Source organism: Burkholderia sp. Nafp2/4-1b (assembly GCF_003635165.1).
Taxonomy (GTDB): Bacteria; Pseudomonadota; Gammaproteobacteria; order Burkholderiales; family Burkholderiaceae; genus Burkholderia.
Genome location: NZ_ML058599.1, coordinates 230,653 through 248,678, shown reverse-complemented (window position 1 = coordinate 248,678; position 18,026 = coordinate 230,653). Strand labels below are relative to the sequence as shown.

At 69.2% G+C, this 18,026-nt stretch carries 15 protein-coding genes; 8 read left to right on the top strand and 7 right to left on the bottom strand.

The annotated features are described in order from the left end of the window. Positions 1-10: 10 nt before the first annotated feature. Genes C7H84_RS07645 through C7H84_RS36280 form a run of 3 tightly spaced genes read right to left on the bottom strand, consistent with a single transcriptional unit; the run spans position 11 to position 3,345 of the window. On the bottom strand, positions 11-1,822 hold the full coding sequence (locus C7H84_RS07645; protein WP_121858227.1) for an ABC transporter permease: 1,812 nt from the start codon (positions 1,820-1,822) through the stop codon (positions 11-13). 19 nt (positions 1,823-1,841) lie between these two features. Further along, on the bottom strand, positions 1,842-3,035 hold the full coding sequence (locus tag C7H84_RS07640; protein ID WP_121858226.1) for an ABC transporter substrate-binding protein: 1,194 nt from the start codon (positions 3,033-3,035) through the stop codon (positions 1,842-1,844). A 13-nt stretch (positions 3,036-3,048) separates the two neighbouring features. Next, entirely contained in the window at positions 3,049-3,345 is a 297-nt protein-coding gene (locus C7H84_RS36280) for a hypothetical protein (RefSeq protein ID WP_205611405.1), read from the bottom strand. Positions 3,346-3,389: 44 nt separating this feature from the next. On the opposite strand from C7H84_RS36280, the gene C7H84_RS07635 reads away from it, so the two are divergent. From C7H84_RS07635 to C7H84_RS07620, 4 genes are read left to right on the top strand one after another with little or no spacing between them, the layout of a single operon-like run. After that, positions 3,390-4,412 carry a LysR family transcriptional regulator gene (locus C7H84_RS07635; protein ID WP_121858225.1) on the top strand — a complete coding sequence of 341 codons (1,023 nt, stop codon included), beginning with the start codon at positions 3,390-3,392 and terminating at the stop codon, positions 4,410-4,412. Further along, positions 4,409-5,890 (top strand): NAD(P)/FAD-dependent oxidoreductase, encoded by a 1,482-nt coding sequence (locus C7H84_RS07630; RefSeq protein ID WP_121858224.1) that lies wholly within the window; start codon positions 4,409-4,411, stop codon positions 5,888-5,890. The genes C7H84_RS07635 and C7H84_RS07630 overlap by 4 nt, the downstream gene beginning before the upstream one ends. After that, positions 5,883-6,413: a hypothetical protein gene (locus C7H84_RS07625; RefSeq protein WP_121858223.1), complete on the top strand. Its 531-nt coding sequence runs from the start codon at positions 5,883-5,885 to the stop codon at positions 6,411-6,413. Before C7H84_RS07630 ends, C7H84_RS07625 begins: the two co-directional genes overlap by 8 nt. After that, entirely contained in the window at positions 6,410-7,006 is a 597-nt protein-coding gene (locus tag C7H84_RS07620; RefSeq protein ID WP_121858222.1) for a peroxidase-related enzyme, read from the top strand. The genes C7H84_RS07625 and C7H84_RS07620 overlap by 4 nt, the downstream gene beginning before the upstream one ends. Positions 7,007-7,060: 54 nt before the next feature. Here the strand turns inward: C7H84_RS07620 and C7H84_RS07615 are convergent, their stop codons facing one another. Beyond that, positions 7,061-7,492 (bottom strand): Lrp/AsnC family transcriptional regulator, encoded by a 432-nt coding sequence (locus C7H84_RS07615; RefSeq protein WP_121858221.1) that lies wholly within the window; start codon positions 7,490-7,492, stop codon positions 7,061-7,063. A 328-nt stretch (positions 7,493-7,820) separates the two neighbouring features. Here C7H84_RS07615 and C7H84_RS07610 point away from each other — a divergent pair, with 328 nt between their 5' ends. Together C7H84_RS07610 and C7H84_RS07605 are read left to right on the top strand one after the other, a co-directional pair. Next, complete coding sequence (locus tag C7H84_RS07610; protein WP_121858220.1) at positions 7,821-8,900, top strand: ornithine cyclodeaminase; 1,080 nt, start codon at positions 7,821-7,823, stop codon at positions 8,898-8,900. Between the two features lie 57 nt (positions 8,901-8,957). Continuing rightward, complete coding sequence (locus C7H84_RS07605; RefSeq protein ID WP_121858219.1) at positions 8,958-9,959, top strand: arginine deiminase-related protein; 1,002 nt, start codon at positions 8,958-8,960, stop codon at positions 9,957-9,959. 72 nt (positions 9,960-10,031) lie between these two features. Here C7H84_RS07605 and C7H84_RS07600 read toward each other — a convergent pair whose 3' ends face one another. From C7H84_RS07600 to C7H84_RS07590, 3 genes are read right to left on the bottom strand one after another with little or no spacing between them, the layout of a single operon-like run. Continuing rightward, complete coding sequence (locus C7H84_RS07600) at positions 10,032-12,854, bottom strand: Hsp70 family protein (RefSeq protein WP_121858218.1); 2,823 nt, start codon at positions 12,852-12,854, stop codon at positions 10,032-10,034. Positions 12,855-12,859: 5 nt separating this feature from the next. Continuing rightward, complete coding sequence (locus C7H84_RS07595) at positions 12,860-14,701, bottom strand: Hsp70 family protein (RefSeq protein ID WP_121858217.1); 1,842 nt, start codon at positions 14,699-14,701, stop codon at positions 12,860-12,862. Further along, a complete protein-coding gene (locus C7H84_RS07590; protein WP_121858216.1) occupies positions 14,698-15,294 on the bottom strand; it encodes a DUF2760 domain-containing protein in 597 nt (198 codons plus the stop codon). The genes C7H84_RS07595 and C7H84_RS07590 overlap by 4 nt, the downstream gene beginning before the upstream one ends. 433 nt (positions 15,295-15,727) lie before the next feature. Between C7H84_RS07590 and C7H84_RS07585 the strand changes: the two genes are divergently transcribed. Together C7H84_RS07585 and C7H84_RS07580 are read left to right on the top strand one after the other, a co-directional pair. Beyond that, complete coding sequence (locus C7H84_RS07585; RefSeq protein ID WP_121858215.1) at positions 15,728-16,654, top strand: LysR family transcriptional regulator; 927 nt, start codon at positions 15,728-15,730, stop codon at positions 16,652-16,654. Between the two features lie 119 nt (positions 16,655-16,773). Next, entirely contained in the window at positions 16,774-17,904 is a 1,131-nt protein-coding gene (locus C7H84_RS07580; protein ID WP_121858214.1) for a DSD1 family PLP-dependent enzyme, read from the top strand. The last annotated feature ends 122 nt before the right edge of the window (positions 17,905-18,026 follow it).

The window sequence follows — 18,026 nt, the reverse complement described above, 5'->3', positions numbered from 1 at the left end:
TCATTCCTCCTTACACCGTGCCGAGCAGACCCTGCGGCCGGAACCGGACGAGCAACAGCAGCACGAGGCCGTAGATCAGCATCCGGTAATCGGCCGCCCAGCGAAACAGCTCCGGCAGCCCGATCAGCGCGATCGCGCCGACAACGCCGCCGAGCACGTTGCCGAGCCCGCCGAGGATCACCATCGTCAGCGCGAGGATCGACACCTGCGAATCGAAGGTCTGGTGATTGATGTAGCTGTACAGGTGCGCGGCGATGCCGCCGCTCACGCCGGCCGCGACGCCGCCGACCGCGAACGCGATCGCCTTGTAGCGGTTCGGCGCGATGCCGTGCGCACGGGCGGCGACGTCGTCCTCGCGCACCGCGCGCAGCGTGCGGCCGAGATGCGAGCGCAGCAGCCGCACCTGCACGAGCGCGAACACGATCAGCACGGCGAGCGTGAACCAGTACGCGGCGCGCGCGGTCGTCGCCCACGGCAGCGGCGCGATGCCGGTGACGCCGAGCGGGCCGCGCGTGAGGCCGTCCCAGTTCAGGATCACGAGGCTCACCACTTCGCCGATCCCGAGCGTCGCGATCGACACGTAGTGCCCGCGCAAACGGAATGCCGGATAGACGAGCAAGGTGCCGAGCACGGCGGTGATCGCACCGGCGCACGGAATCGTCACGGCCGGCGACCAGCCGAGATCCGACGACAGCAGCGCCGACGCATACGCGCCGATCACAAGCAGCGCCGCATGCCCGAGCGAGATCTGCCCGACCGTGCCGGCAACGAGCGTGAGGCTCAGCGCGAGCAGGCCGTACAACCACGCGTTGGTCAGCGTCTGCAGCACGTAAGGCGATGCGGCGAGCCACGGTAGTACGGCCGCCGCCACGATCAGCACGAAGAGCACCGGGCGCGGTATGCGCACCGCCTTCGCGGCCGCAAGGAAAGTTCCCGTCATCGGCTCCGGCGGCAACGCGCGATTCGCGCTGAACAGCCCGTTCGGCCGCCACACGAGGAATACGATCAGCAGGCCGAACGCGAACAGGTCGCGATAGCTCGTGCCGAACAGCGCGACGCCGTAGCTTTCGACGAGACCGAGCAGCAGGCTGCCCGCGATCGCGCCCGGCACGTTGCCGAGGCCGCCGATCAGCAGCGCGACCACGCCCTTCAGCGTCGCCTGGAAACCCATCGCCGGATCGATGCTGTTGTAGTACATGCCGACCAGCAGCCCGCTCACGCCGCCTAGCGCACATGCGATCGCGAACACCGTCTGGTTCACGCGATCGACGTCGACGCCCATCTGCAGCGCCGCGTCACGATCCTGCGCGGTCGCGCGCACGGCCCAGCCGAGCCGCGTGAAGCGCAGGAAACCGTACAGCAGCGCGGCCGCCGCGATGCCGATGCCGGCGATCAGCAGGTCGAGCGAACCGAGCGTGGCGCCGGCGATCCGCAGGTGCCAGTCGGGCAGCGGCGTCGGCACCGCGCGCGGGTCCGCGCCGAATGCGAGCTGCGCGAGCTGGTCGAGAATGAAGCTGATGCCGATCGTCGCGAGCAGCGGCGCGATGCGCGCCGCGTGGCGCAACGGCCGCAGCCCGATCCGCTCGATGGCGATGCCGAGCGCGCCGCAGCCGACGACGACCGCAGCGAGCGCAACCGGCAGCGGCAGCCCGAAGCGCGTCAGGCACAGCCAGCCGATGAACGCGCCGACCATGTAGACCGAGCCATGCGCGAAGTTGATCAGGTGCGACACGCCGAAGATCAGCGCGAGCCCGACCGCGAGCAGCGCGTAGATGTTGCCGACGATGAGGCCGTTGAGCGTGTAGTCGAGCCAGGAAGCCATCACGATCCGTCCGTGGTGTTCAGCGCGCCGCGAGCTGCGGCTTCGCGCCGTCCCACAGCGCCCACTGCCCCTGCTTCACGACGAGATACACGGTGCGTGCGCCCGCGACGCGGCGCGTCTGCGGATCGAAGCGCACCTTGCCGAAGATCACGCTCGGCACGTCGCTCACTTTCGCGAAGCCGTCATGCGCGGCCTGGCGCGTGGTCCCGTAGCGGCGCAGCACCTCGGCCGACAGGATCAGCGCGTCGTACGCACGCGCGACGAACGAATCGGGATCGGCGTGGAATTTCGCGCGATAGCGCTGCACGAACGCCTGTACCTCGGGGCGCGGTTCGGCCGGGAAGAAGTTCGATTCCGTATAGACGCCTTCGACCGCCGTGCCGCCGAGTTCGAGGAACTTCGGCGAATACACGGAGCCGACCGCCGCGATCGGCAGCGTGAGCCCCGACGTGCGGGCCTGACGCACGATCTGCGCGCCGTCCGCGTAGTAGGAAATCAGCACGATCGAATCGGGCTTCGATTCGCCGATCCGCACGAGCGTCGAGCGGAAATCCTTCTCCGTCGGCTGGTAGCCTTCGGCCGCGACGACCTGTGCGCCGAGCCCCGTCACCGCCTTCGCGAAGATGTCCTTGCTGGTGCGGCCCCAGTCGGTGTTCAGGTACAGCACCGCGATTCGCTTGAAGCCGAGTTCCTTCACCGCGTAGCGCGCGAGCAGCGGCTGCTCCTCGGCCTGGCTCAGCGCGGTGCTCCACAGGTAGTCGCCGCCCTTCGTGAAGTCAGGATGCGAGTTCGTGAAGCCGAACTGCAGCAGTTGCGCGCGCTGATAGATCGGCGACGCGGCCATCGACGTCGCGCTGGAGAAGTCGCCGAGTTCGATCACGACACGCGGGTCGGCCACGAACTTCTGCGCGATCGCCACCGCCTGGCGCGGGTCGCTGCGGCTGTCCTGGAAGTCGATCGCGAGCGGCCGGCCGTGGATGCCGCCGCTGCCGTTGATCTCGTCGAGCGCGAGATCGAAGCCGCGCTTCCACTGCTCGCCGTATTGCGCGTCCTGGCCGGTGAGCGGCCCGCTCACGCCGATTACCACCGGCTCGCCCGCTACGCCCGCCGCGAGCGCCGCGCCCGTCGACAATCCCCATGCGGCAGCGAGTGCCGCCACCGTGCCCAATACGCGCCGCCATGCGCCGCGTGCGTCGTTCCCCGAACCGTTCATGCGTCCCCCAGCTTCAGTCGATCGAAAAGAGTGAGGGCATGTAACCATCCGGCTTGGGGCGTTCCAACGAAGTTTTGCGCATATCGATATCGCGTGCGGCGCGAAGCGAAACGCACTGCTTGCCGTGTCCCGTGTATCGCGCGTCGCGCGACGCATCGGCACGCGGCGCAGCGCGTTGATTCGATTGACCTTTGACGTGCGGCACCGCTTGTTGCCGATGCGCATGCATGCAACGCTCGTCATCCCGGCACGCATGCCCTTCGCATTTTTCGCGCGGTCGATAGCAAAAATCATTATATGAATCGCGCATGCTCGCACTCCTACAATGCGCAAATCGCATCATCGGAACGCGTCATGGAGTCGCATCAACTCGAAGCCTTTTCCGCGGTCATGTCGGCCGGTAGCGTGACCGGCGCGGGCGAACTGCTCGGCCGCTCGCAGCCGGCCGTCACGCGGCAGATCCAGGAACTCGAAGCCGATCTCGGCTACGCGCTGTTCGACCGGCACGGCCCGCGCGTCACGCCGACGCGCCGTGCGTTCCTGCTGTGCGAGGAAGTCGAACGCTCGCTCGTCGGCCTGCGCGCGATCGAAGCGCGGGCGCGCGCACTCGGCGACGATACGGCCGAACCCGTGCGCATCGCGGCGACGCCGTCGCTCGCGGCCGCGCTCGTGCCGGCCGCGCTCGCCGCGCTGCCCGACGACGCGCACGCGCCGCACTACCAGCTGCGCAGCGAGTCGGCCGAACACGTCGTGCACGAAGTCCTGGCGGGGACGGCCGATATCGGCGTGGTCACGCTGCCGATGGCGCATGCGGGGCTCGACGTGCACTGGATCGCGCAGACACCCTGCGTCGCCGTGCTGCCGGCCGACGATCCGCTCGCCACGAAGCCGCGCATCGCGCTGCGCGATCTCGCGCGCCGCCGCATCGTGACGGTCGCGAACCGGCACCGGCTGCGCCAGCGGATCGATGCGGCATTCGCGGCCGCGCGTGTCGATGCGCACGTGTTCGTCGAAACCAATGCGTCGCTGAATGCGGTGATGGCCGCGCGTGCCGGCATCGGGATCGGCATCGTCGATCCGGCGATCGGCGTCGCACTGCCGGTGGACGGCGTCGTCGCACGGCCGCTCGACGTCGACATCCCGTTCGCGTTCGGTGTCGCGACGCCCGCCGGCAAAGCGCGCACGGCCGCCGTCGACGCACTGCTCGACGCGTTGCACCGCACGACGCGCACGCTGCTCGACGACGTGGTCTTTCACGACGCATCCGTGCATGACGCGCTGCTGCGCGGTGACCGGTTGCGCACCGAACGCTCGACCCGAGCGACGCGCACCGCGGGTCCCGCACGCACGCGCCGTACGCGCCCGGAGGCTGCATGACGACGCCCGCCACACTCGAAGCGCTCGAAGCACTCGAAGCACGCCTGGCGCAGGATCTTCGCTGGCTCGACCTGCCCGCACCGTCGTGGGTTCCGCCACGCGACATCGACGGCACGCGCGTGCTCGATGTCGCGATCGTCGGCGGCGGGATGGCCGGGCTCGCGGCGTCCGCGGAACTTCGGCTGCTCGGCATCGACAACCAGTGCGTGATCGATCGCGCGCCGGCCGGCTACGAAGGCCCGTGGGTCACGTTCGCGCGGATGGAGACGCTGCGCTCGCCGAAGCAGCTCACCGGCCCCGCGCTCGGCCTGCCCGCGCTGACGTTCCGCGCGTGGTTCGAAGCGCAACACGGTCGCGACGCGTGGGACGCGCTCTACAAGATTCCGCGCCCGCAATGGATGGACTACCTGCGCTGGTATCGCCGTGTGCTCGACCTGCCGGTGCGCAACGACACCGCGCTCGTCGCACTGCGGCCGCGCGAGGACGGCCTGCTTGCGCTGGATCTGCACGCAAACGGCGACGCGCACACCGTACTCGCGCGGCACGTCGTGCTGGCGACGGGCCGCGACGGACTCGGCGGCCCGTACGTGCCGCCCGTCGCGCAACGCACGCCGCGCACGCGCTGGGCCCATTCGTCGGAGCCGATCGATTTCGCGGCGCTCGCCGGCAAGCGCGTGGGCGTGGTCGGCGCGGGCGCGTCCGCGTTCGACAATGCGGGCACCGCGCTCGAAGCGGGCGCCGCGCGGGTGGACCTGTTCTTCCGTCGCGCGGACATTCCGCGCATCAACAAGCTGACGGGTATCGGCAGCCCGGGCCTCGTGCACGGCTACGCCGAGCTCGACGATGCAACGAAGTGGCGCTTCATGCACTACGCGCTTACGTCGCAGACGCCGCCGCCGCGCGACAGCGTGCTGCGCGTGTCACGGCACGCGCACGCGCATTTCCATGCGGCCAGCCCGGTCGAAACGCTGGCTGCTCACACGGATGGCCTCGACGTCGTCACGCCGCGCGGCCGCCATACGGTCGATTTCCTGATCTTCGCGACGGGCTTTCATTCGGACTGGACGACCCGCGCGGAATTCGCGTCGTTCGGGCCGCAGGTGCGGCGCTGGAAGGACCGCTATCAGCCCGAACCGGGCACGTGGCTCGACGAGCTCGCGGAGTCGCCCGATCTCGGCCCCGCGTTCGCGTTTCAGGAACGCGAGCGCGGCGCGTGCCCGGCCGTCACGCGCATCCATTGCTTCAACCATGCGGCGAGCCTGAGCCACGGCAAGCTGTCCGGCGACATTCCCGCGATCAGCGCGGGCGCCGAGCGGCTCGCGCGCGGCATCGCGAGCCGGCTGTTCGATGCCGATCGCGATCGCCACTACGACGCGCTCGTTGCATACGCGAATGCCGAACTGCAGGGCGACGAATGGCGCGATGCCGATGCGATCGACGACTCCCTCACGATGAACGGAAGCCACCACGATGACTGAACCCACCACGCCGGCCACCGTGCCGGACACGATCGACACGGTCGCCGGCCTGCGCGACGGCGATGCGGTCGCCGCACTGCGCCGCGCACGCGACAAGGTGCTGCGCCACACGCAGCTCAGCGAAGCCGCGCTGTTCGACCCTGCATTGCGCGATCTTTCGTTGATCGAACGACTGCATGCGGCGCGCTATGTGGCACAGCGGTCGAATGCACACGCGCTCGCCGCGACCTATCGCACAAGACTGATCGATGCGGGCGGTACGCCCGACGACATCGCCCGGGCGGACGCCGATTCATTCGACGCGTTGCCTGGACGCCTCGGCGCGCTGCTCGTGCATGCGCGGCGCCTGACGCTCTCGCCCGTCGACGCACGTCCGGCCGACCTCGATGCGCTGAAGGCAGCCGGATTCACGACACCCGCGATCGTCGCGCTGTCGCAGCTCGTCGCGTTCGTTGCGTATCAGTTGCGTGTCGCGGCAGCCGCACAGGCATTGCAGGCGCGCGCCGCACGGGAGGCCGCATGAGCGCGCCGACCACCCACGGCTTCACGTCCGACACGCTCGGCTGGCGCGCATGGCTCGATACCGTGTCGCTCGATGCCGCAACGGCCGACCAGCTCGCGGTGCTCGAAGCGAGCCATCCGCAGGCGAAGACGTCTGACTATTACCTGCTGCTCGTCCATCTGCCGGAGATCCTGCGGCAGCGCTCGGGCGTGTTCAACGCGATCATGTACGGCCCGGGCGCACTGTCGCGTGCGGAGCGCGAGCTGGCGAGCACGGCCGTGTCGCGCGTGAACGGCTGCGTGTATTGCGCATCGGTGCATGCGCAACGCTTCATGCAACTCGCGAAACGTACCGATGCGATCGATCAGGTGTTCGACGATCCGGCCACCGCCGGCACGACCGCGCGCGAACGCGCGATCATCCGCTATGCGATCGCGCTGACCGAACGGCCCGACGCGGTAGATGAGCGCGATATCGCGGCGCTCGAAGCGGAAGGGCTCACGCATGAGGACATTCTCGACCTGTCGCACGCCATCGCGATCTTCGCATGGGCGAACCGGTTGATGCTGACGCTGGGCGAGCCAGTGTTTCCCGAACCGCACGCGGGCGACTGACACGCTGACACGCCGATACGCCGACGCGCGGGCCGGCACGCAAGCCGCCGTGCGTCACGCCTTGTGCGTCGACAACAGGATGCTCGTCTCCGTGCTCGCGATCCCGTCGATCAACCGGATCGCGCCGAGCACGCGGTCGAAATGCTCGAGTGAATCGGCGTGCAGTTCGGCAACCAGATCCCAGCGCCCGTTCGTGCTGTGGATCGACGCGACGTTCGGATGCCCGCGCAGTACCTTCACCACTTCCGCGCCGCGATTGCCCTGCACGGCAATCGACATCAGCGCGCGGATCCGGTGCCGCTCGGCCGCCGGCTTGAGCCGCACCGTATAACCGACGATCACGCCGTTCTTCTCCAGCCGCGTCAGCCGGTTCTGCACGGTCGCGCGCGCGACGCGTAACGCTTTCGCGAGGGCGACGACGGGCAGCCGTGCGTTGTCGCGCAACAGCGCGATGAGCTGCCGGTCGACGTCGTCGAGCGTAATCATGAACGGACCTTCCTGTTGAGTACGAGAGCGTGAACCGGCCGCCAGCGTGCCGGACACCGCACATTTCGACCAGTGGGAACTGAGCATATTGCCGGATATGGCCAGCAATCTGCCAAGTCTATCGAGAAATCTGCCATTTTTGCCGTCTTTTTGTTGGCCCGACTCCCGGAAATAATGACTCATCGACCGGCCCGATACGCCGCGCCGCTGCCCGCACCCGCTGCCCGCACCGCTGCTTTTCATGGAGCCGGGGCCCGGGCCGACGCGCCCGCCCCGGTCGACCAGAACGCCAGGACACCCTTCCCGGTAACAAAATGGAGACAGACCGATGACTCGCTTCCTCGACGTTCCCGCCACCGCCCGACTGATCGCCAAAACCGGCGTCACGCCGTTCCTGCGTGAGCTCGTCGACACGCTGCGCGCCGATTACCTGCACTGGGCCGACTTCGACAAGTCGCCGCGCGTCGCGTGCCACTCGCGCGACGGCGTGATCGAACTGATGCCCGTCGCGAACGCGTCGCTGTTCGCGTTCAAGTACGTGAACGGCCACCCCGTCAACGCCGCGCGCGGGATGCACACGGTGATGGCGTTCGGCGCGCTCGCCGAAGTCGATACCGGCTATCCGCTGCTGCTCGCCGAACTGACGCTGACCACCGCGCTGCGCACGGCCGCGACGTCGGTGCTCGCCGCGCAGGCGCTCGCCCGCCCCGACTCGCGCACGATGGCGCTGATCGGCAACGGCGCGCAGAGCGAATTCCAGGCAATCGCGTTCCACACGCTGCTCGGCATCGAAGAGATCCGCTTGTTCGACGTCGATCCGCTCGCGACCGACAAGCTCGTGCGGAACCTCGCCGCGTACCCTGAACTGCGCGTCGTGCGTGCCGCGTCGACAGCCGATGCCGTGCGCGGCGCCGACATCGTGACGACCGTCACCGCCGACAAGGCGTACGCGACCATCGTCACGGCCGACATGATCGAGCCCGGCATGCACCTGAACGCGGTCGGCGGCGATTGCCCGGGCAAGACCGAGCTCGAGGCGGGCGTGCTGCATGCGGGCCGCGTGTTCGTCGAGTTCGAGCCGCAGTCGCGCATCGAGGGCGAGATCCAGCAGATGCCGGCCGACTTCCCGGTGACCGAACTGTGGCGCGTGCTGCAAGGCGAAACGACCGGCCGCGAACGCGCGGACGAAGTGACGGTGTTCGACTCGGTCGGCTTCGCGCTCGAGGATTACTCGGCGCTGCGCTACCTGTACGCGCTCGCGCAGCAGCACAACGCGGGCGTCGAGATCGCGCTGATTCCGCCGGCCGTCGATCCCAAGAACCTGTTCGCGCTGATCGACGATCCGGCCGCGATCGCGCAGGGTCACTCGGCGTTCGTGACCGAAGCCGTCGCCGCGTTCGCACGCTGATCGTCGTCCCGGGCGGCGTGCGCGCTGCCCGGCTCCCCGCCTCTCGCCTCTACCTTCATGAACCTCGTATCGATCCAGGCGCCGGCCGCCGTCGTGATGATCCGGCCGCACCGCTTCCTGCCGAACCCGCAGACCGCGGCCGACAACGCGTTCCAGCGCACGGCCGCAGGCGGCGTGCACGACCCGTCGTCGGTGTCGGCCGCCGCGCGCGACGAAGTCACGGCCGCCGCGCAGACGCTCACGGACGCCGGCGTGCGCGTGCACGTGTTCGACGACCACGGCGAGCGCGACACGCCCGACTCCGTGTTCCCGAACAACTGGTTCTCGACGCATCCGGGCGGGCACATCGCGCTGTTTCCGATGCATAGCCCGAATCGCCGCCGCGAGCGCCGGCACGATGTGATCGAGATGCTGAAGGCCGAGTACCGCGTGCAGGACGTGATCGACTACTCCGGGCTGGAATACGACGACGTGTTCCTGGAAGGCACCGGCGCGATGGTGCTCGATCATGTCGCGCGGATCGCATACACCGCGCGTTCGCGCCGTGCCGATCCGGTGGCGCTCGAACGCTTCTGCACGAACTTCAACTTCGAGCCGATCTGCTTCGACACGGCCGACGCGAACGGGAAGCCGATCTATCACACGAACGTGATGATGAGCGTCGCGACCGAGTTCGCGATGGTCGGTCTCGACCTGATCGCGGACCAGCGCCGCCGCGACGAAATCGCGCAACGCCTGGCCGAAACGGGGCGCACCGTGATCGCGCTCGATCACGCGCAGATCGCGAATTTCGCGGGCAATACGCTGGAGCTGTCAGGCAAGGACGGACGCGTGCTTGCGCTGTCGCGGCGGGCATTCGACTGCCTGACGAGTGACCAGCGCGCGACGATCGAACGCTCCGCGCGGCTGCTGCCGCTCGACGTGCCGACGATCGAACTCGCCGGCGGCTCGGTGCGCTGCATGCTCGCGGGGATTCATCTCGCGCGGCGCGCGGCGGCACATGACGTGAAGAAAATGGATTCGGTGGCGCGGCAACCCGAACCGCTGCCGCACGCGTGAGAGAACAAGCCCGGTGGCACAATCGGGCGATGCTTCGATCTGCGAACGCGATCGAAGCATCGCGCCTTTCGATCAACCGCCCAGCAGCTTCAACCCGGCCGGCAGCGTTTCGCCGAACACGCGCGCCGTGTCGGCTTCGTCGAACGCAATCGCTTCGCGCACCATGTCGATCCACGTCGCCGACGCATTCGCGGCCGACAGACGCTTGATTACCGCTTCACGCGTGTCGTCCGGCAAATCGCGCTCACGATCGCCCGTCATCCGCGCGATCTGCGCGACCGCGAAAGCGGCGGGTTCGACCTGCTTCCAGTCGAGTGCGAACAACGCGTCGAGCCAGCGGTTCGCGACGTCAGGCGGCACGACACTGTGCGCGCTGCCGTAGAACGGCCGGCGCGCACCGATCCGCCCGAGCGCCCATGCACACAGCGTGCGCTCGGCCGGCTTCTGCAATTGCACGATCAAGCGTTCGGCCAGTTCGATCTTGCGCTCGACGGGCAAGCGTTCGAGCGATGCCGACAAGCGCGTCATGTCGGCCGGGCCGACCTTGGCCGGATCGAACGGCAGCTTGCGGCGCTTGTCGTCGGACGGTTCGAGGAATGCAATCGCGTCGCGCACCTGCGTCTGCGCGTCGTCGTCGAGGCCGCCGGCCACGCGCCGCCACAGCGTCCACCACTCGGACCACACCTGCGCGTCGTTCACGTACTGGATCCCGTCGTCGAACAGCGGCCACAGCTGCTCCATCCGCCAGGCGTCGAGCGGATGGCCGAAGCCGGGGCGCAGGCAATAGCCGGCGAGGTTCAGCCACGCACGTTCATGATCGGCCGAGCGCCGCCGGCGTCGCGCACGTGCGAGCAACGCGTCGAACAGTTCGCGCGCGAGACCGACGTCCCACTCGTCGCGCGGGCCGAGCACCTGCTCAAGTTGCGCGCGCAACCGTTTCGTGTCCTTCGGCGTGACGTTCGCGGCCTTGCTGCCGAACGAGCGATCGATCAGTTCGATCGCATGGTCGACACGCGGGTGACGTGCGAGCGCTGCATCGTCGCCTTGCGCGGGCGCATCGCCGCGCAACTGGAATTCGAGCCGCCAGCGTCGTGACGGATCGTCGGTCGCGATGCAGTGCATTTCGAGCGTGCCGACCTCGGTCAGCGACGCGGTGAGCTTCACCGGCGTTTCGCGCGCGTCGCTGCCCGCCTTCGCGTCGACGACCGTCGCGATCGGCGGCAGCCGCACGAAATCGCCGCCGTCCAGTTCGACGAGATCGCCGGGCTGGTACACGGTGTCGGCCACCGTCGACACGAGGTGGAAACGCACCGGCTGTCCGAGCTGCAGTGCGAACGTGCGCGCGTCGAGCCGGATCTCTCGGCCCTCTTCCGATCCGCGCGGCAGCAGGCAGACCCCGCGCGGCGCCGCGGCGCCTTCGCCATCGTCGAGCACGAGGAAATAGCTGCGCGCGGAGCCGCCGCCGATGCGCGGCGCATGTCCCGCACGCGCGAGCCCGTACGCCACCGCGCCGCGCGCGACGGCCACATCCGGATGCGCGTTGTGCAGCACGTCGAGCGGCGCGCCGCGCCATGCGCCGAGCGTCTGCGCGAGACGGCCGGCGAGCGCGCCGGCGCGGAACACGCCGCCGTTGAGCAGCAGCGTGTCGGGCAGCGGGCCTTCCGCATGACGCTTCAGGAACGCGGCGACGTGGCGCGTGACGGCCGCGTCGCTCGCATACGGCAAACCGAATTCGACGATCGCGGCCCGCGCACGGCGCGGCAGCTCGCCGGCGTCGACCTGCGGAAAGAACCCGTCGACGACGATCTGCTCGACTTCCTGCCGCGTCAGCTCGGCCGAACGCGCGCCGCCGACGAGCTTGCTGCCCGCGCCGAGCAGCGTCACGGTGACGGACGCGGGCGCGTCGTCGCCGAGCAGCCGCTCCTTCGCCGCGCGGCAGCGTTCGACGAGCTGCGACAGGCTCGCGGCGGACAGCCGCGTGCCGGGCTCGGTCAGCCGCGTCTCGACCAGGCGCGCGAGCGCGAGGTCCATGTTGTCGCCGCCGAGCATCAGGTGATTGCCGACGCCGACGCGCGAGAAAGTCGGCTCGCCGTCGTCGCCGGGTGCGACGTCGACGAGCGTGAGATCGGTCGTGCCACCGCCGACGTCGCAGATCAGCACACGGCGCGGCGCGGCGAACGTGTCGCGCAATGTCGCGCGCTGGCCGTACAACCAGTCGTAGAACGCGGCCTGCGGCTCTTCCAGCAAGCGCAGCGCCGGCAGTTTCGCGCGCTTGGCCGCCTCGACGGTCAACGCGCGTGCGCCGTCGTCGAACGACGCGGGCACCGTCAGGATCACGTCCTGCTTCGCAAGCGGCGCATCGGGAAAATGTGCGTCCCACGCGGCCCGCACATGCGCGAGATAGCTCGCGCTCGCGTCGACCGGCGACACCTTGTCGACGCCGTCGGCCGCGCCCCACGGCAGGATCGCCGCGAGCCGGTCGACCGACGCGTGCGACAACCAGCTCTTCGCGCTCGTCACGAGCCGGCCCGGCACCTGCGCGCCGAGCGTGCGCGCATAGCGGCCGATCACGGCCGGCAGTGCACCGGCCGCATTCGCGTTGGCTTTCGGATCAGCCTTCGCGTCGGCCTTCGAATCGGCCTTCGCATCGGCCTTCGCATCAGCCTTCGAACCAGCCTTCGCATCAGCCGCCCACGGCAACCGCAGCGCATCCGGCGGCAATTCGCCCGCCGCCGGGTGATAGCGCACCGACGGCAGCAGCGGCTGCGCGGCCACCGCACCGGGGCCGACCAACTGGTCGACGTCGAACACGCGGATCGTGTCGGAGCCGGCCTCGACGTATGCGACGACCGTGTTGCTCGTGCCGAGGTCGATGCCGACCGTATAGCGTTTCATCGCGCTCAGGCGGTGCCGCGCACGTCGAACTCGACCTTCCAGCGCTCGTCCGTGCCGCTCGGGATCGCCTCGAGCTCGAGCGTGCCGGCTTCGGTCACGCGCGCATGCAGCTTCACCGGCACGACCTCGCCGACCGTGCGCCCTTCCGCAGGCAGCGTCGCCTGGATTTCCTCGAGTTCCTGCAGTTCTTCCGGCGACCAGTAGTCGAGCAGCGTGCCGACCTGGTCCTGACGCCGCACCGACGAGCCGAAGAAACGGAACTGCACCGGTTCGCCGACCACGAGGCCGAACTCCTGCGGCGGCAGCGCCGCGTCGGTGCCTTCTTCCATCCCGAACGGCGCGACGCACAGCGCCTGCACCGGCGGCTCGAGTCCCGGCACCGCGGGCATCGCCGATTCGATCGCGACGTAGTACGCGCGCGCCGTGCCGCCGCGAATGCGCACGCCACGACCGCGCTTCACATAGCCGTAGTAAGCCGCGCCACGCGCGACCGCGAGATCGAGATCCGCGCCTTCGAGCAGGCGCGCGGCCGGCGCGCCTTCCGCGGCGAGCCAGCTGTTGAGCGTATCGAGCACGCGCTGCGTGAGCAGCGTCGACTTGAACACGCCGCCGTTGAACAGCACGGCGGTCGGATGCAGGAACGTCGCGCCTTGCGGCAGCGTGCGCTGCACGCCTTCGAGCGTGTCGAGCGCCGCGACCTGACGACCGAGGAACGCCGCGAGATGGCGCGTGATGCCCGCATCCTGCGCATACGGCAGGCCGAGCTGCGTCAGGCCGACACGCGCACGGCTCACCGGCCGCGCCGCCGCATCGACTTGCGGGAAGAAGCCTTCGAGGATCGTCTGCGTGAGTTCCGCGCGCGTGAGCTCCGTGCGGATCGAGCCGCCGATCAGCTTCGAGCCGCGGCTCGGCACGACGAGCGGCACCGCGTCGGTCGTCGGGTCGGACAGCAGCGTTTCCTTCGCCGAGCGGCACGCGTAGGTCAGCGCGCGCAGTTGCCACGGATCGGGCTGCGTGCCCTGCTGCGCGAGCTTGCGCGCGACCACGTGCGCGAGCGCGAGATCCATGTTGTCGCCGCCGAGCAGGATGTGCTCGCCGACCGCCACGCGATGCAGCTCGAGATTGCCTTCGCGCTCGACCACCGCGATCAGCGACAAATCGGTCGTGCCGCCGCCGACGTCCACGCACAGGATCAGGTCGCCGACCTGCACCTGCTTGCGCCAGCCGCCTTCGCTCTTCTGGATCCAGCTGTAGAGCGCCGCCTGCGGCTCCTCCAGCAGCGTCATCCGCGTGTAGCCGGCGGCACGCGCGGCTTCCGCCGTCAGTTCGCGCGCGGCCGGATCGAACGACGCGGGGATCGTGACCGTCACGTCCTGGTCGGCGAACGGCGCGTCGGGATGCGCGTGGTCCCACGCTTCGCGCAGGTGCGTGAGATAACGGATCGAGCTTTCCAGCGGCGACACGCGCTCGACTTCGGGCGGCGCATCGCTCGGCAGGATCGCCGCGCGGCGATCGACGCCCGGATGGCACAGCCAGCTCTTCGCGCTCGACACGAGGCGGATCGGCGTGCCGGCGCCGCGCGTGCGTGCCATCTCGCCGACCGCGAACGCGCGCGAGGCCGTCCAGGGCAGCGTCAGGTCGCCCTGCGTCAGTTCGCTTTCATGCGGCAGATAGAGGAACGACGGCAGCAGGTCGCGCGCCTCCAGCGCGCCGGGTGCGGTCAGCTGCGCGATCGGCAGCACCTGCTGGGTGATCTTTTCGCCGTCGCTCGCGGCGCTGTCGACGTACGACAGCGCGCAGTGGGTGGTACCGAGGTCGATACCGATCGAATAGCGCGGATCGCTCACAGTTCCACCTCCGCCGGTGCGACCACCGATGCGTCGTGGCTGCCCGTCAGCTTCGGCAGGCGCACGTCGGCCACCCGCCAGCCGCGATGGCTGACCGTGCCCGTGAACGGCGCGGAGCCCACCACGTTGCCCGTCACGCGAACCGCGGTCGCGTCGAAGCCGGCCGGCAGCGTCACGCGGCTTCCTTCGGCTTCGTCGCGCACCGGCACGATCGTGAAGTGCTCGCGCAGCGCGGCGCGGCAGCCGTCGTGCACCAGGCGCGCGGCGGCGCCGATGTCGGCATCCGCGTAGCCGGCGATGTCTTCCTCGACGAAATCGATGAAGCGCGCATCGCGCTGCAGCAGGCCAAGCAGTTGCAGCGCGGCTTGCGGGCTCGCTTCGCGCAGCTCGGGCGCCGGGGCCTTCACGGGCGTGGGAGCCGGGGCCGGCGCGGCGGCGGGGGCCGGCGCAACTGGGGCCGGCGCGACAGGCGCCGCGACGCCGTTGCGCAAGCGCAGCACATCGGCCGCGAACTCGCGGTTGCCGAGCACGGAGAAGAACGTGCCGACGGCCAGCGATAGCCGGCCGAAGAAGGACAGGTTGGATTCGGGCATGGATCTGGACTCCTGTGAGCTCGCGACACCGCGAGCAGCTTGCCTGGGCGCCCGGCGGCGGCGTGCGATTGCGCACTGCCGCCGCCCGGCGCGTGATTCGGACGCGCCCTCTCGGGTGCGGAAAACCCGTATTTTGCCCTGTGGCGGGCGAACCGGGCAGAAGTTGGGGGACAGAACGGGACGCCGCGCGGGTTTTGCGTCGTGCCGAGGGCCGCGCCGATTACGTCGGACTGCCGGCTATCGGGCGGGAATCGCGATGTTGCGGCGCGTCAGCGCGGCTGGCGGCCGCGCGCCGCGTTCGCTTCGAAAGCGCGCGACAGCCGCCGCACGTGAAGCCCATGACGCGCATGCAGCGCCGTGTTGCGTTGATGGATTCGACACCCGATGTGATGTCTAATTAACGCCCGGCAACGCCAGCATTAAAGGAAACGTAATGCTCGACTTCGACGATCTTCGACTCGTGCGCGCGATCGGCGCATCGCGCTCGCTCGCATCCGCCGCGCGGCTGCTCGATCTCACGCCGCCTGCGGTCACGATCCGCCTGCAGCGGATGGAGGCGCGCCTCGACGTCAGGCTCGCCGTGCGGCAGCCGAAAGGCATCGAGCTGACCGACGAAGGGCAGCGGCTCTATCAGGAAGCCGTCGAGATTCTCGCGCGTGTGGATGCGCTGCCGGGCAACATCGCGGGCGACGCCGGCGACGTGCAAGGTACGTTGCGCGTCGTCGCGCCGTTCGGCTTCGGGCGCAAGTACGTCGCGCGGATCGTGCGCGACGTGCAACGGGCGCACCCGAAGCTCGAAATCGTGCTGCATCTGTCGGAGAGTCCGTTGACGAGCGCGTCCGGAGCGGATGTCGTCGTCCACGTCGGCAGCCTGAAATCGTCGTCCTGGATCGGCTATCCGCTCGCGCCCAACGAGCGCTTCCTGTGCGCGAGCCCCGGCTACGCACGTCGCATCAAGGAATTGCACCATCCGTCCGACCTCGCGCAATACGACTGCCTGTGCCTGCGCGAGAACGACGAGGACGTGCCGCGCTGGCGCTTCTCGCACGCCGGCGACGGTCAGGGAGAATCCCGGCGATCGGCGGTGATCCGCGTCACGGGCGCGCTGTCGTCGAACGACGGCACCGTCATCACCGACTGGGCGCTGGCCGGGCTCGGCATCGTCGAGCGCTCGGAGTGGGACGTCGCGCCGCTGCTGGCGAACGGCAAGCTCGTCAGGTTGCTGCCCGACTGGCAGCTGCCGCCCGCACCCGTGACCGCGCTGCTGCCGTCGCGCACCGGCCGCTCCGCGCGGCAACGGGTCTTTCTCGAAGCCGCGAAGCAGTTTCTCGATCCGCCGCCGTGGCGCGGGAAGGCGTGAGCGCCGTTGCGGATTAAATGCCCCTTAATGATTCATTTGGCCAGCGTTAAACCTGCGGGAGACCCAACGCCCTACGATGTCTGCATCGGCCACCCCGGCCACCGTCGAGGCAACCCATCATGGGCATCCCACCCGTCAATACCCCCGCCGCGCTGATCGACGTCGATCGCATGCGCGGCAACATCGCACGCATGCAGGCGCATCTGGACGCGCTCGGCGTCAGGTTCCGGCCGCACGTGAAGACGACCAAGTGCCGGCAAGTCGTCGACGCGCAGATCGCGGCAGGCGCGCAAGGCATCACGGTATCGACGCTGAAGGAGGCCGAACAGTTCTTCGCGGGGGGCGTGCGCGACATCGTCTATGCAGTCGGGATGATTCCCGTGAAGCTCGGCCAGGCCCTCGCGCTGCGTCGGCAGGGTCGCGACCTGAAGATCGTCGCCGACAGCCTGCAGACCGCGCACGCGATCGCCGCATTCGGGCGCGAACACGGCGAGCGCTTCGAAGTCTGGATCGAGGTCGATGTCGACGGCCACCGCTCGGGGATCGCACCCGACGACGACCTGTTGATCGCCGTCGGGCATGCGCTGGCCGACGGCGGCATGATGCTCGGCGGCGTGCTCGCGCATGCCGGTTCCAGCTACGACTACGACACCCGCGACGCGCTCGTCGCGATCGCCGAGCAGGAGCGCAGCCGGACCGTGCGCGCCGCCGAGCGGCTCCGGGCCGCCGGGTTGCCGTGCCCCGTCGTGAGCATCGGCTCCACGCCGACCGCGCTGTCCGCGCAGAACCTCGACGGCGTGACGGAAGTCCGCGCGGGCGTGTACGTGCTGTTCGATCTCGTGATGCACAACATCGGCGTGTGTGCGCTGTCCGATATCGCGCTGTCGGTGCTGACCACCGTCATCGGGCATCAGGAAGAAAAAGGCTGGGCGATCGTCGACGCGGGCTGGATGGCGATGAGCCGCGATCGCGGCACGCAGCGGCAGGCGCGCGATTTCGGCTACGGGCAGGTCTGTACCGAGGACGGCGACGTGCTTGGCGAGTACGTGATGAGCGCGGCCAATCAGGAGCACGGGATCGTGTCTCGCGTCGGTACGACCGACACCGGCATCGCGCAGCGTTTTCCGATCGGTACCCGTTTGCGGCTCCTGCCGAACCACGCATGCGCGACCGGCGCGCAGCATCCGGAATACCACGCAGTGAGCAGCGACGGCACGCTCCAGACCTGGCCGCGCTTCTACGGGTGGTGAGGGCCGCAGGCAGGGGTGGCCGCGGGTTGATGCCCCGCTTTCCGGCGGCGTCACTGTCCACGACCACCCGCGCGCCAACCGATTTGACTATTTGTCTAAACCTGTACAAACTATAAAACCGC